The organism is Pseudomonas sp. TAA207, assembly GCF_001529285.1.
In the GTDB taxonomy this organism is placed as follows: domain Bacteria; phylum Pseudomonadota; class Gammaproteobacteria; order Pseudomonadales; family Pseudomonadaceae; genus Aquipseudomonas; species Aquipseudomonas weihenstephanensis.
On sequence record NZ_LLWJ01000072.1, the window covers coordinates 344326 to 358774 of the forward strand.

General features: G+C 55.0%; 15 protein-coding genes. All 15 read left to right on the top strand.

Annotation, left to right across the window (positions count from 1 at the left end; translation table 11 throughout):
* The first annotated feature begins 453 nt into the window (after positions 1-453).
* The 15 genes from mnmG (at position 454) to AP059_RS21390 (ending at position 14447) form a co-directional block, all read left to right on the top strand.
* A complete protein-coding gene (gene mnmG, locus AP059_RS21320) occupies positions 454-2346 on the top strand; it encodes a tRNA uridine-5-carboxymethylaminomethyl(34) synthesis enzyme MnmG (RefSeq protein ID WP_048402128.1) in 1893 nt (630 codons plus the stop codon).
* A complete protein-coding gene (rsmG, locus tag AP059_RS21325; RefSeq protein ID WP_048402129.1) occupies positions 2343-2987 on the top strand; it encodes a 16S rRNA (guanine(527)-N(7))-methyltransferase RsmG in 645 nt (214 codons plus the stop codon). Before mnmG ends, rsmG begins: the two co-directional genes overlap by 4 nt.
* A gap of 18 nt (positions 2988-3005) precedes the next feature.
* On the top strand, positions 3006-3797 hold the full coding sequence (locus AP059_RS21330; protein ID WP_048363768.1) for a ParA family protein: 792 nt from the start codon (positions 3006-3008) through the stop codon (positions 3795-3797).
* Between the two features lie 9 nt (positions 3798-3806).
* Positions 3807-4679 carry a ParB/RepB/Spo0J family partition protein gene (locus AP059_RS21335; RefSeq protein ID WP_048363767.1) on the top strand — a complete coding sequence of 291 codons (873 nt, stop codon included), beginning with the start codon at positions 3807-3809 and terminating at the stop codon, positions 4677-4679.
* A 147-nt stretch (positions 4680-4826) separates the two neighbouring features.
* Positions 4827-5234 carry a F0F1 ATP synthase subunit I gene (locus tag AP059_RS21340; RefSeq protein WP_003437994.1) on the top strand — a complete coding sequence of 136 codons (408 nt, stop codon included), beginning with the start codon at positions 4827-4829 and terminating at the stop codon, positions 5232-5234.
* 16 nt (positions 5235-5250) lie between these two features.
* Positions 5251-6120: a F0F1 ATP synthase subunit A gene (atpB, locus tag AP059_RS21345; RefSeq protein WP_047279004.1), complete on the top strand. Its 870-nt coding sequence runs from the start codon at positions 5251-5253 to the stop codon at positions 6118-6120.
* A 120-nt stretch (positions 6121-6240) separates the two neighbouring features.
* Positions 6241-6498 carry a F0F1 ATP synthase subunit C gene (gene atpE / locus AP059_RS21350; RefSeq protein ID WP_002555987.1) on the top strand — a complete coding sequence of 86 codons (258 nt, stop codon included), beginning with the start codon at positions 6241-6243 and terminating at the stop codon, positions 6496-6498.
* Between the two features lie 57 nt (positions 6499-6555).
* Positions 6556-7026: a F0F1 ATP synthase subunit B gene (locus AP059_RS21355; protein WP_047279006.1), complete on the top strand. Its 471-nt coding sequence runs from the start codon at positions 6556-6558 to the stop codon at positions 7024-7026.
* Between the two features lie 12 nt (positions 7027-7038).
* Positions 7039-7575, top strand: a complete 537-nt coding sequence (locus AP059_RS21360; RefSeq protein WP_059766085.1) for a F0F1 ATP synthase subunit delta — start codon at positions 7039-7041, stop codon at positions 7573-7575.
* A 21-nt stretch (positions 7576-7596) separates the two neighbouring features.
* A complete protein-coding gene (atpA, locus tag AP059_RS21365) occupies positions 7597-9141 on the top strand; it encodes a F0F1 ATP synthase subunit alpha (RefSeq protein WP_048363764.1) in 1545 nt (514 codons plus the stop codon).
* Positions 9142-9191: 50 nt separating this feature from the next.
* On the top strand, positions 9192-10052 hold the full coding sequence (gene atpG / locus AP059_RS21370; RefSeq protein ID WP_059766087.1) for a F0F1 ATP synthase subunit gamma: 861 nt from the start codon (positions 9192-9194) through the stop codon (positions 10050-10052).
* 27 nt (positions 10053-10079) lie between these two features.
* Complete coding sequence (atpD, locus tag AP059_RS21375) at positions 10080-11459, top strand: F0F1 ATP synthase subunit beta (protein ID WP_019828667.1); 1380 nt, start codon at positions 10080-10082, stop codon at positions 11457-11459.
* A 45-nt stretch (positions 11460-11504) separates the two neighbouring features.
* Complete coding sequence (locus AP059_RS21380; RefSeq protein ID WP_059766089.1) at positions 11505-11930, top strand: F0F1 ATP synthase subunit epsilon; 426 nt, start codon at positions 11505-11507, stop codon at positions 11928-11930.
* Positions 11931-12045: 115 nt separating this feature from the next.
* A complete protein-coding gene (gene glmU, locus AP059_RS21385; RefSeq protein WP_059766091.1) occupies positions 12046-13413 on the top strand; it encodes a bifunctional UDP-N-acetylglucosamine diphosphorylase/glucosamine-1-phosphate N-acetyltransferase GlmU in 1368 nt (455 codons plus the stop codon).
* Positions 13414-13679: 266 nt separating this feature from the next.
* Positions 13680-14447 (top strand): DeoR/GlpR family DNA-binding transcription regulator, encoded by a 768-nt coding sequence (locus AP059_RS21390; RefSeq protein WP_059766094.1) that lies wholly within the window; start codon positions 13680-13682, stop codon positions 14445-14447.
* The last annotated feature ends 2 nt before the right edge of the window (positions 14448-14449 follow it).

The following is a 14449-nucleotide window of genomic DNA, read 5'->3' on the forward strand; positions in this document are numbered from 1 at the left end:
CGCTTGATGAATCCTTCATTCAGGCGGCTTTCGCCTGTCTGTGTATTGGCCCATTTACTCTTTTTCTGTGGAATAAGCCCTGTGCATAACTGGCCTTCAGGTCAGTGGGTAAGTAGGCCTGAAAACTGAAGATAACCACCCCTGTGGATAAGCACCTGTTTTACCCACAGGCTTAAAGCACTTATTCACGGCCCTCATTGGCACATGACCACAGACTTTTGAATCCCTGTACAGTACGTAGAATATGGCCTGTAGCAATCTATCCACAGAAATGTGCCTCAGTAGAAATAAACATAAAAACAAAGCTTTATAAATTTCTTCTCTATTTATTTATCTATCTTGCCCTTATCCACAGCTGGTTAAATTTTGTGCAAAGGGTTCTTTAAGAAGGGCGAAGTCCCTATACTTCGCGGTCTATCTAAAAAACCCCTAGTAACAGGCACGAGGTGCGTGGTGAATTTCCCTTCCCGTTTTGCAGTGATCGTCATCGGTGGCGGTCACGCCGGAACCGAGGCTGCACTTGCTTCAGCACGTATGGGCGTAAAAACCCTGCTGTTGACCCACAACGTGGAAACCCTCGGGCAAATGAGCTGCAATCCTGCGATTGGCGGGATTGGTAAAAGCCATCTGGTTAAAGAAATCGACGCCCTTGGCGGCGCGATGGCGATAGCCACCGATAAAGGCGGTATTCAGTTCCGTGTACTCAATGGCCGTAAAGGCCCCGCCGTACGCGCAACCCGTGCACAGGCTGACCGCATCCTCTACAAGGCGGCTGTACGCGAAATTCTGGAAAACCAGCCCAACCTGTGGATATTTCAACAAGCCGCTGATGACCTGATCGTCGAACAGGATCAAGTGCGAGGCGTAGTGACCCAAATGGGCCTGCGTTTCATGGCCGATGCCGTGGTTTTGACCACAGGCACGTTCCTCGGTGGACTTATCCACATTGGTATGCAGAACTATTCGGGCGGCCGGGCCGGTGATCCACCTTCGATCGCCTTGGCCCAGCGCCTGCGTGAGCTACCGCTGCGAGTTGGTCGCTTGAAAACCGGCACGCCGCCGCGGATCGACGGTCGCTCGGTGGATTTCTCGGTGATGACCGAGCAACCTGGCGATACCCCGATTCCCGTCATGTCGTTCATGGGCAACAAAGAACAGCACCCGGCGCAAGTCAGTTGCTGGATCACCCATACCAACGCACGCACCCACGAAATCATTGCCTCCAACCTGGACCGCTCGCCGATGTATTCGGGCGTGATTGAAGGGATTGGCCCACGCTACTGCCCATCGATTGAAGACAAGATTCATCGCTTTGCAGACAAAGAAAGCCATCAGGTCTTTATCGAACCGGAAGGCCTGACCACGCATGAGCTGTACCCGAACGGGATTTCAACTTCGCTGCCGTTCGACGTGCAAATCCAGATCGTGCAATCGATTCGCGGTATGGAAAACGCCCATATAGTGCGTCCTGGTTATGCCATCGAGTACGACTACTTCGACCCGCGAGATCTGAAGTACAGCCTCGAAACCAAAGTCATTGGCGGTTTGTTCTTTGCTGGGCAAATCAATGGCACCACCGGTTACGAAGAAGCGGGTGCCCAAGGTTTGCTGGCCGGCGCCAATGCGGCTTTGCTTTCACAAGGCAAAGAGAGCTGGTGCCCGCGTCGCGATGAAGCCTACATCGGGGTGTTGGTCGACGATTTGATTACCCTGGGTACTCAAGAACCGTATCGGATGTTCACCTCCCGCGCCGAATACCGGCTGATCCTTCGCGAAGACAACGCCGATATGCGTCTGACCGAAAAAGGTCGTGAACTGGGATTGGTCGATGACGCGCGTTGGGCGGCCTTCTGCACCAAGCGCGAAAGTATTGCGCTGGAAGAACAACGATTGAAAAGCACATGGGTGCGACCGGGTACGGAACAAGGCGATGCAATTGCTGCCAAATTCGGTACGCCATTGACCCATGAGTACAATTTGCTGAATTTGTTGACCCGCCCCGAAATCGACTACGCCGGTCTGGTTGAAGTGACCGGGCAAGGCGCTGAAGACCCGTTGGTCGCCGAGCAGGTTGAAATCAAGACCAAATATGCGGGTTATATCGATCGTCAGCAGGATGAAATTGCCCGTTTGCGGGCAAGCGAAAATACCAAACTGCCTGTGGATATCGATTACACGGTCATTTCCGGGCTGTCGAAAGAGATCCAGAGCAAGCTGGGCGCAACTCGCCCCGAGACCCTGGGCCAGGCATCGCGGATCCCCGGCGTCACGCCGGCGGCCATTTCCCTGTTGATGATTCATCTGAAAAAACGCGGCGCTGGCCGCACGTTGGAGCAAAACGCTTGAGTTCGCTGGTCACTGCACAACACGCCGAAGAGTTATCCACAGGTGCACGTCAACTGGGCGTCGAATTGACCGACATCCAGCACCAGCAATTGCTGGCTTATCTGGCCCTGTTGATTAAATGGAACAAGGCTTACAACCTCACGGCTGTGCGTAACCCGGACGAAATGGTGTCGCGTCATTTGCTCGACAGTCTCAGCGTCATGCCATTTATCGAAAACGGCCGCTGGCTGGATGTCGGCAGTGGTGGCGGCATGCCCGGCATCCCTCTGGCGATCCTGTTTCCTGAGTCGCAAGTGACCTGTCTGGACAGTAACGGTAAAAAAACCCGTTTTCTGACCCAGGTTAAACTCGAACTCAAACTGGACAACTTGCAAGTTATCCACAGCCGCGTTGAGGAATATCAACCGGCGTTGCCGTTCAACGGAATTGTGTCCAGAGCCTTCAGCAGCATGGAGAACTTCTCCAACTGGACGCGCCACTTGGGCGACAGCCAAACGCGCTGGTTGGCAATGAAGGGCGTTCATCCTGCTGATGAGCTGGTAGCATTGCCGACTGATTTTCGTCTCGATAGCGAACACGCCTTGACCGTTCCGGGTTGCCAAGGCCAACGCCATCTGCTGATACTGCGCCGCACGGCATGATTGGGAACGCACGCAAGAATGGCTAAGGTATTCGCAATAGCGAACCAAAAGGGTGGTGTGGGTAAGACCACCACCTGTATCAACCTCGCAGCATCGCTGGTCGCCACCAAGCGTCGGGTGCTGCTGATCGACCTCGATCCACAAGGCAACGCCACCATGGGTAGCGGTGTGGATAAACACGCGCTCGAGAACTCGGTGTACGACCTGTTGATCGGAGAATGCGACCTGGCTCAGGCCATGCACTACTCCGAACACGGTGGTTATCAGTTGCTGCCGGCTAACCGTGATCTCACGGCAGCGGAAGTCGTGCTGCTTGAAATGCAGATGAAAGAAAGCCGCCTGCGTACTGCGCTGGCGCCGGTTCGCGAGAGCTACGATTACATCCTGATCGATTGCCCGCCCTCACTGTCGATGCTGACTTTGAACGCGCTGGTTGCCGCCGATGGCGTCATCATCCCCATGCAGTGCGAATACTTTGCACTGGAAGGGTTGAGTGACCTTGTGGATAACATCAAACGCATTGCCGAGCTGCTAAACCCGAACCTGAAGATCGAAGGCCTGTTGCGGACCATGTACGATCCGCGCTTGAGCCTGATGAATGACGTTTCGGCGCAGCTCAAGGAGCACTTTGGCGGGCAGCTTTACGACACGGTGATTCCACGCAACATCCGTTTGGCCGAAGCGCCAAGTTATGGCATGCCGGCGCTGGCGTATGACAAAAATTCCCGTGGCGCGATTGCTTACCTGGCCCTCGCGGGCGAGTTGGTTCGTCGTCAACGTCGCAGCTCCCGCACCGTTCAGCCAACTTAAGGAAATCCCATGGCCGTCAAGAAACGAGGTCTCGGACGCGGACTGGATGCACTCCTGAGTGGCCCTACGGTCAGCTCACTGGAGGAGCAAGCGGTCAAGGTTGATCAAAGCGAACTGCAACATTTGCCCCTGGACCTGATCCAGCGTGGCAAATACCAGCCGCGCCGCGATATGGACCCGCAAGCCCTTGAAGAGCTTGCTAACTCCATCAAGTCCCAAGGGGTGATGCAGCCCATCGTGGTACGCCCGATTGCCGGCGAGCGCTTTGAAATCATCGCCGGTGAACGCCGTTGGCGCGCGAGCCAGCAAGCTGGCAAAGACACCATCCCGGCGATGGTGCGCGATGTGCCGGACGAAACCGCTATCGCAATGGCGCTGATCGAAAACATTCAGCGTGAAGACCTCAATCCGATTGAAGAAGCCATTGCCCTGCAGCGTTTGCAGCAAGAGTTCCAGCTGACCCAACAGCAAGTGGCTGACGCCGTGGGCAAGTCCCGGGTGTCTGTGGCTAACCTGTTGCGATTGATTTCGTTGCCGGAAGTGATCAAAACCATGCTCTCCCACGGCGACCTGGAAATGGGTCACGCGCGAGCTTTGCTGGGTTTGCCGGAAAACCAGCAGGTTGAAGGGGCGCGACACGTTGTCGCACGAGGGCTGACCGTGCGTCAGACCGAAGCCCTGGTTCGCCAGTGGTTGAGTGGCAAACAAGACCCCGTAGAACCGGTTAAACCAGATCCGGATATCACGCGTCTCGAACAAAGACTGGCTGAACGGCTAGGCTCTGCGGTGCAAATCCGCCACGGAAAGAAGGGAAAAGGCCAATTAGTAATTGGTTACAATTCTCTGGATGAGCTTCAGGGTGTGCTTGCACACATCCGCTGAAACAATTCCTCGTGTAGCGCGCAGTCGGAAATCACTACCTGACAGTTGAATAGGGAATTAAGCGCCCCTATACTCTGCGCGCATTTTGTCGGCACAAATTATGCCAAGTTCTTACTTTTGGCAGCCGACCTTTGAGGAGCAGATGTGATGGAAACACGCACGCCAAACCGCTTGCCGTTCCATCGCTTGGCGGTTTTTCCGGTTTTACTGGCTCAATTTGTCGTTTTATTGCTGGCTGCTCTGGGGCTCTGGCAATGGCATGGAGTCGTCGCCGGTTATTCAGGACTTTGCGGAGGCCTGATTGCTTTGCTACCCAATGTGTACTTTGCTCACAGGGCTTTCCGGTTTTCCGGCGCTCGAGCAGCGCAAGCCATCGTCCGGTCGTTTTACGCTGGCGAGGCAGGCAAATTAATTTTGACGGCAGTGCTGTTCGCGCTGACGTTTGCAGGTGTGAAGCCATTGGCGCCATTAGCAGTATTTGGCGTCTTCGTGCTGACCCAACTGGTCAGCTGGTTCGCTCCCCTGCTAATGAGAACAACACTTTCGAGACCTTAGGGCGTTTGAGGCAACCATGGCAGAAACAACCGCTTCGGGCTATATCCAGCACCACTTACAGAACCTGACCTTCGGGCAGCTACCTGATGGCGGCTGGGGCTTTGCTCACACCGTTGCAGAAGCTAAAGAAATGGGCTTTTGGGCATTCCACGTCGATACACTCGGCTGGTCGCTGTTTGTCGGCCTGATCTTTATCCTCGTTTTCCGCATGGCGGCCAAGAAGGCAACTTCGGGTCAACCAGGCGCATTGCAGAACTTCGTTGAAGTGCTGGTGGAATTCGTTGATGGCAGCGTCAAAGACAGTTTCCACGGCCGCAGCGCAGTTATTGCTCCGCTGGCGCTGACGATTTTCGTCTGGGTGTTCCTGATGAACGCCATCGACTTGATCCCGGTTGACTGGATTCCTCAGTTGGCCATTCTGATCACTGGCGATGAACACTTCCCGTTCCGTGCCGTACCGACGACTGATCCTAACGCTACCCTGGGCATGGCCCTGTCGGTATTTGCGCTGATCATCTTCTACAGCATCAAAATCAAGGGCATCGGCGGCTTCATCGGCGAACTGACCCTGCACCCGTTTGGCAGCAAGAACATCTTCGTTCAAGCGCTGCTGATTCCGGTTAACTTCCTGCTCGAATTCGTGACGTTGATTGCCAAGCCAATCTCGCTGGCACTGCGTCTGTTCGGCAACATGTACGCTGGCGAACTGGTATTTATCCTGATCGCCGTAATGTTCGGCAGCGGCCTGCTTTGGCTTAGCGGTCTGGGCGTGGTGCTGCAATGGGCGTGGGCTGTATTCCACATCCTGATCATCACCTTGCAAGCGTTCATCTTCATGATGTTGACCATCGTTTACTTGTCGATGGCGCACGAAGAGAACCACTAAGGCCCGCCTCGGCGAGTCTGGTGCCCCTCCTGCTTCGGTGGGAGGGCGTCGCAAAATGATTTTGTTTTACCGCTTTAATCTAAAAACCTAAACCATACGACGTAAAAGTCGGGAGGAAAGATGGAAACTGTAGTTGGTCTAACCGCTATCGCTGTTGCACTGTTGATCGGCCTGGGCGCACTGGGTACCGCAATTGGTTTCGGCCTGTTGGGCGGCAAGTTCCTGGAAGGCGCAGCGCGTCAACCAGAAATGGTTCCAATGCTGCAAGTTAAAATGTTCATCGTTGCCGGTCTGCTCGACGCCGTAACCATGATCGGTGTTGGTATCGCACTGTTCTTCACCTTCGCTAATCCCTTCGTTGGTCAACTCGCTGGCTAATCACTCGAATTGTCGAGTTGATTAGAGTGATGGACAACGAACGAGCGAGGTGTTGGCGTGAACATTAATGCAACCCTGATTGGCCAGTCCGTTGCGTTCTTCATTTTTGTACTGTTTTGCATGAAGTTCGTGTGGCCTCCGGTCATCGCGGCATTGCAAGAACGTCAGAAGAAGATTGCGGCTGGACTGGACGCTGCTAACCGAGCAGCTCGCGACCTGGAGTTGGCCCAAGATAAAGCGGGTCAACAACTGCGCGAAGCTAAGGCTCAAGCAGCTGAAATCATTGAGCAAGCCAAGAAACGCGGTACTCAGATCGTAGACGAAGCCCGTGAACAGGCTCGCGTTGAAGCTGACCGTGTGAAGGCTCAGGCTCAGGCCGAGATCGAACAGGAACTGAACAGCGTCAAAGACGCCCTGCGTACCCAATTGGGTGGCTTGGCTGTTGAAGGCGCAGAGAAGATCCTGGGTGCCACAATCGATCAAAACGCGCACGCGGAGCTGGTTAATAAACTGGCTGCTGAAATTTAAGCGAGGGCGATCATGGCAGAATTGACCACGTTGGCCCGACCTTACGCTAAGGCAGCCTTCGAGCACGCCCAGGCCCACCAGCAACTGGCCTCTTGGTCAGCCATGCTCGGCCTGGCTGCAGCAGTGTCGCAAGACGACACTATGCAGCGCGTGCTCAAGGCCCCGCGACTGACGAGCGCAGAAAAGGCCGCCACATTTATTGATGTGTGCGGCGACAAGTTCACTGTAGAAGCACAGAACTTCATCCATGTCGTTGCCGAAAACGACCGTCTCCCGCTATTGCCGGAGATCGCCGCTCTGTTTGACCTGTACAAGGCCGAACAAGAGAAATCGGTAGACGTTGAAGTGACCAGTGCTTTTGCATTGAACCAAGAACAGCAAGACAAACTCGCCAAGGTTCTCAGTGCACGACTCAACCGGGAAGTGCGCCTGCAAGTTGCGGAGGATGCCAGCCTTATAGGTGGTGTCATCATCCGCGCCGGCGACCTGGTTATCGATGGCTCGGTTCGCGGGAAACTCGCAAGCCTTGCCGAAGCATTGAAATCTTGAGTTTGAAGGGGCAGCAGAGCAATGCAGCAACTCAATCCTTCCGAAATAAGTGAAATTATCAAGGGCCGCATCGAAAAACTCGATGTGACCTCTCAAGCCCGCAACGAAGGCACTGTCGTCAGCGTATCTGACGGCATTGTGCGGATTCACGGTCTGGCCGACGTAATGTACGGCGAAATGATCGAGTTTCCGGGCAGCGTCTTCGGTATGGCGCTTAACCTTGAGCAAGACTCTGTAGGTGCCGTAGTTTTGGGCGCTTACACGACTCTGGCTGAAGGCATGAGCGCCAAGTGCACCGGCCGTATCCTGGAAGTTCCTGTTGGTAAGGAACTGCTGGGTCGCGTTGTCGACGCACTGGGTAACCCAGTTGACGGCAAAGGTCCGCTGAACAACACCGAGACTGATGCAGTCGAGAAAGTTGCTCCAGGCGTGATCTGGCGTAAGTCGGTAGACCAGCCTGTACAGACTGGCTACAAGGCTGTCGATGCCATGATCCCTGTCGGCCGTGGCCAGCGTGAGCTGATCATCGGTGACCGTCAGATCGGTAAAACCGCTCTGGCGATCGACGCGATCATCAACCAGAAAGACAGCGGCATTTTCTGTGTATACGTAGCGATCGGTCAGAAGCAATCGACCATCGCCAACGTGGTTCGCAAGCTGGAAGAAAACGGCGCGCTGGCTAACACCATCGTCGTAGCTGCCAGTGCATCCGAATCCGCAGCGCTGCAGTTCCTGGCACCGTACTCCGGTTGCACCATGGGCGAATACTTCCGCGACCGCGGTGAAGACGCGCTGATCGTTTATGACGATCTGTCCAAGCAAGCAGTGGCTTACCGCCAGATTTCCCTGCTGCTGCGCCGTCCACCAGGCCGTGAAGCTTACCCAGGCGACGTGTTCTATCTCCACTCCCGTCTGTTGGAGCGCGCATCCCGCGTTTCCGAAGAGTACGTAGAGAAGTTCACCAACGGCGCAGTGACCGGCAAAACCGGTTCCCTGACCGCACTGCCGATCATCGAAACCCAGGCTGGCGACGTTTCTGCGTTCGTTCCGACCAACGTGATTTCCATCACTGACGGTCAGATCTTCCTGGAATCGGCCATGTTCAACTCCGGGATCCGTCCTGCTGTGAACGCCGGTGTTTCGGTATCCCGTGTGGGTGGTGCCGCTCAGACCAAGATCATCAAGAAGCTGTCCGGTGGTATCCGTACCGCTCTGGCTCAGTACCGTGAACTGGCGGCATTCGCCCAGTTCGCTTCTGACCTGGACGAAGCGACCCGCAAGCAACTTGAGCATGGTCAGCGCGTTACCGAGCTGATGAAGCAGAAGCAATACGCACCAATGTCGATCGCTGACATGGCGCTGTCGCTGTATGCCGCTGAGCGTGGGTTCCTGACTGACGTCGAAATCACCAAGGTCGGTAGCTTTGAACAAGCGCTGATTGCTTACTTCAACCGCGATCACGCCGAATTGATGGCGAAGATCAACGTTAAAGGTGACTTCAATGACGACATCGATGCTGGCATCAAAGCCGGTATCGAGAAGTTCAAGGCCACCCAAACCTGGTAAGCCGCAGCGGGAGCCGCAAGGCTCCCGCTTGCTAACCTGATAGGTGTTACATGGCAGGCGCAAAAGAGATTCGCAGTAAGATTGCGAGCATCAAAAGCACGCAAAAAATTACCAGCGCCATGGAAAAAGTGGCGGTCAGCAAAATGCGCAAGGCACAAATGCGCATGGCTGCTAGCCGTCCTTATGCGGAGCGCATCCGCCAGGTTATTGGGCATTTGGCCAACGCCAACCCGGAATACCGCCACCCATTCATGATCGACCGTGCTGTCAAGCGTGTGGGTTATGTGGTTGTGAGCAGTGACCGTGGTTTGTGCGGTGGTTTGAATACCAACCTGTTCAAGGCTTTGGTCAAGGACATGGCGGTAAACCGCGAAAACGGCGTCGAGATTGATCTGTGCGTGGTCGGCAGCAAAGGTGCGGCTTTTTTCCGTAACTTTGGCGGTAACGTCGTTGCTGCAATCAGCCATCTGGGTGAAGAACCGTCGATCAATGACTTGATCGGCAGCGTTAAGGTGATGCTGGATGCTTACCTGGAAGGCCGTATTGATCGCCTTTCTGTGGTATCCAACAAGTTCATCAACACCATGACGCAACAGCCTACTGTGGAACAACTGATTCCACTGGTGGCGACCCCGGATCAAGGACTCAAGCACCACTGGGACTATCTCTACGAACCAGATGCCAAAGAGCTGCTTGACGGCTTGATGGTGCGTTACGTGGAGTCGCAGGTGTACCAGGCGGTGGTCGAGAACAGTGCAGCTGAACAAGCTGCGCGGATGATCGCAATGAAGAACGCCACTGATAACGCCGGTGATTTGATCAGCGATTTGCAGCTGATCTACAACAAGGCGCGTCAGGCTGCGATCACCCAAGAGATCTCGGAAATCGTCGGCGGCGCTGCCGCGGTTTAACGGTTCAAATATTCAGAGGATCCAGCTATGAGTAGCGGACGTATCGTTCAAATCATCGGCGCCGTGATCGACGTGGAATTCCCACGCGAAAACGTACCGAGCATCTACAACGCGCTGAAAGTACAAAGCGCGGCCGGAACCACTCTGGAAGTTCAGCAGCAGCTGGGCGACGGCGTGGTTCGTACCATTGCGATGGGTTCCACCGAGGGCTTGAAGCGCGGTCTGGAAGTCACCGACACTGGCGCAGCCATCTCCGTTCCAGTCGGTAAAGCGACTCTGGGCCGGATCATGGACGTTCTGGGCAACCCGATCGACGAAGCTGGCCCGATTGACACCGAAGAGCGTTGGGGCATTCACCGTCCTGCACCGTCCTTCGCTGAGCAAGCTGGCGGCAACGACCTGCTGGAAACAGGCATCAAGGTTATCGACCTGATCTGCCCGTTTGCAAAAGGCGGTAAGGTGGGTCTGTTCGGTGGTGCCGGTGTAGGCAAAACCGTAAACATGATGGAACTGATCCGTAACATCGCCATGGAACACAGCGGTTACTCTGTGTTTGCTGGTGTGGGCGAGCGTACCCGTGAGGGTAACGACTTCTACCACGAGATGAAGGATTCCAGCGTACTGGACAAAGTGGCACTGGTTTACGGTCAGATGAACGAGCCGCCGGGTAACCGTCTGCGCGTAGCACTGACTGGCCTGACCATGGCCGAGAAGTTCCGTGACGAAGGTAACGACGTACTGTTGTTCGTTGACAACATCTACCGTTACACCTTGGCCGGTACTGAAGTATCCGCACTGCTGGGCCGTATGCCTTCGGCAGTAGGTTACCAGCCGACTCTGGCTGAAGAGATGGGTACTCTGCAAGAGCGCATCACTTCGACCAAAAACGGTTCGATCACTTCGATCCAAGCGGTATACGTACCTGCGGATGACTTGACTGACCCGTCGCCTGCGACCACGTTTGCCCACTTGGACGCCACTGTCGTTCTGTCCCGTGACATCGCTTCCCTGGGTATCTACCCAGCGGTAGATCCACTGGATTCGACTTCGCGCCAGCTGGACCCTAACGTAATCGGCCAGGAACACTACGACACCGCTCGCGGCGTTCAGTACGTGTTGCAGCGTTACAAAGAACTGAAGGACATCATTGCGATCCTGGGTATGGACGAGCTGTCGGAAACCGACAAGCAGTTGGTATCCCGCGCTCGTAAGATCCAGCGTTTCTTGTCTCAGCCGTTCTTCGTGGCTGAAGTCTTCACTGGCGCTTCGGGTAAATACGTTTCCCTGAAAGACACCATTGCTGGCTTCAAAGGCATCCTCAACGGTGACTACGACCACCTGCCAGAACAAGCGTTCTACATGGTCGGCGGCATCGAAGAAGCGATCGAGAAAGCCAAGAAACTGTAATCCCAGCGCCCGGTAACGGGCGCTAATTTAGGTTGAGGCAATCAGATGGCTATGACAGTCCATTGCGATATCGTCAGCGCGGAAGGAGAAATCTTTTCCGGTCTGGTTGAGATGGTGATTGCGCACGGCAGCCTGGGTGATCTTGGGATCGCTCTGGGTCACGCTCCGCTGATCACTGAACTCAAGCCAGGTCCGATCCGCCTGATCAAACAGGGTGGGGATGCCGAGGTGTTTTACATCTCCGGCGGTTACCTCGAGGTTCAGCCGAACATGGTTAAGGTACTTGCCGATACCGTGCAACGTGCTGCCGACCTGGATGAAGCCTCCGCTCAGGAAGCCGTTAAGGCTGCCGAGAAGGCCCTGAACGAAAAAGGCGCAGATTTCGATTACGGATCTGCTGCTGCACGACTGGCCGAGGCCGCAGCTCAGCTGCGCACCGTCCAGCAAATCCGCAAGAAGTTCGGCGGCTAAGGCTCCTGCTTCATTGTGTGATTGATTAAAAAGGGTAGCCTCGGCTACCCTTTTTCTTTTTCCGCGAAATACTTTTTGGTCGCAGCCGCTGACCACCCAGGATTGGTAGCCAGTCATGTCTCTCGATATCGTCATTCTCGCCGCAGGTCAGGGCACCCGCATGCGTTCGGCCTTGCCCAAGGTATTGCACCCGGTGGCCGGCAATTCCATGTTGGGCCATGTTATCCACAGCGCCCGCCAACTCAAGCCAACCGGTATTCACGTAGTGATCGGCCATGGGGCTGAACTAGTCCGCGAACGTCTGGCCGCAGAAGACTTGAATTTTGTGCTGCAAGACAAGCAGTTGGGCACCGGCCACGCCGTGGCTCAGGCACTGCCGTTTATAACGGCACAAAACGTGCTGATCCTGTACGGCGATGTCCCGTTGATCGAAGTTGAGACCCTGCAACGCCTGCTCAAGCAAGTCGGCCCCGAGCAACTGGGCCTGCTGACCGTCAACCTGGCAGACCCGACCGGTTATGGCCGTATCGTGCGTGATGCCAGCGGCAAGGTCAGTGCCATCGTTGAGCACAAGGATGCGAGCGAAGCTGAACGCACAATCTCGGAAGGCAATACCGGGATTCTTGCGTTGCCGGCCCATCGCTTAGCGGACTGGATGAGCCGCCTGTCGAACAACAATGCACAGGGCGAGTATTACCTGACCGATGTGATCGCGATGGCGGTGAACGATGGTTTGGTCGTGGCCACCGAACATGCGCTGGACCCGATGGAAGTACAGGGCGCCAACGACCGCAAGCAACTCAGTGAACTGGAACGTCACTATCAGTTGCGTGAAGGCCGCCGTCTGATGGCATTGGGTGTCACCTTGCGCGACCCGGCGCGCTTTGATGTGCGCGGCGAAGTCAGCGTCGGGCGTGATGTGCTGATCGACATTAACGTGATCCTCGAAGGTCGCGTAGTGATTGAAGACGACGTGGTGATTGGTCCTAATTGCGTGATCAAGGACAGCACCTTGCGCAAAGGTGTGGTGGTCAAAGCTAATAGTCATCTGGACGGTGCCATCATGGGCGAGGGCAGCGATGCAGGCCCATTCGCCCGATTACGACCAGGTAGCGTGCTTGATGCCCGTGCCCATGTGGGTAACTTTGTTGAGCTGAAAAATGCCCACCTCGGTGAAGACGCCAAGTGTGGCCATCTGACGTACCTGGGCGATGCTGAAGTGGGTGCGCGCACCAATATCGGCGCCGGGACCATTACCTGCAACTACGATGGCGCCAATAAGTGGAAGACAGTGTTGGGCGCAGATGTATTCATTGGTTCCAACAACTCACTGGTTGCACCTGTGGATATCTCTGACGGCGCTACCACGGCTGCCGGTTCGACCATTAATCAGCACGTGCCCGCTGAACAGCTTGCCGTTGGTCGTGCACGCCAGCGCAATATCGAAGGCTGGAAGCGCCCCGTTAAGCTACCGAAGGCTTGAGAGGGTGTTATCCACACGCTAAAAAAGCATTTTGTGGGTAAGTTTGATTGTTACATATTTGTTAAAAATCAATCTGTTAGCTAAAGCCCTTATCCATGCCTTGTGGATAAGGGCTTTTTAATAACCCGCAAACAGGGCTTACACCCCTGCAAATCCTTGTCATGAAAAGTTATGCACAACCGCGCGTATGGAGTTTTTTGTTGACGAAAATTTTGAGATCGGGTTTCATTGCTTTCGTTATCTTTCGAAACGAAACTTAGGTCGTTATGTCCAAGCGCAATACGCCTCAACGCAGACACAACATTCTTGCCCTGCTTACTGAGCAAGGTGAAGTCAGTGTGGATGAACTGGCCAAACGTTTCGAAACTTCAGAGGTTACGATTCGCAAGGACTTGGCAGCACTCGAAAGTAATGGCCTGCTGCTGCGTCGTTATGGCGGCGCTATTACCTTGCCCCAAGAGTTGGTGATAGACCCCACTCAGCCGGTGTCTGCTTATAAACAAGCGATCGCTCGTGCTGCTGTGGCACTGATCAAAGAACACGCACGCATCATCATCGACAGTGGCAGTACCACCGCGGCGATGATTCCTCAGTTAGGCCAGCAACCTGGCCTGGTGGTCATGACCAACTCGTTGCATGTCGCCAATGCCCTCACTGAACTTGAGCACGAGCCGGTGTTGTTGATGACGGGTGGCACCTGGGATCCGCATTCCGAATCTTTTCAGGGCCAAGTGGCGGAGCAAGTGCTGCGCTCTTACGATTTCGACCAACTGTTTATCGGCGCTGACGGGATCGACCTGCAACGCGGCACCACCACCTTCAATGAGTTGCTGGGGCTGAGCCGGGTTATGGCTGAAGTCGCGCGTGAAGTCATTGTCATGGTCGAGTCCGACAAAATCGGCCGCAAAATACCCAATCTGGAACTGCCCTGGAGCAGCGTCCATACCCTTATTACTGATGATCGCTTGCCAAAAGACGCTCGCGAACAGATTCAGGCCCGAGGCATAACCTTGTTATGCGCGGCACTTAGTTAGGA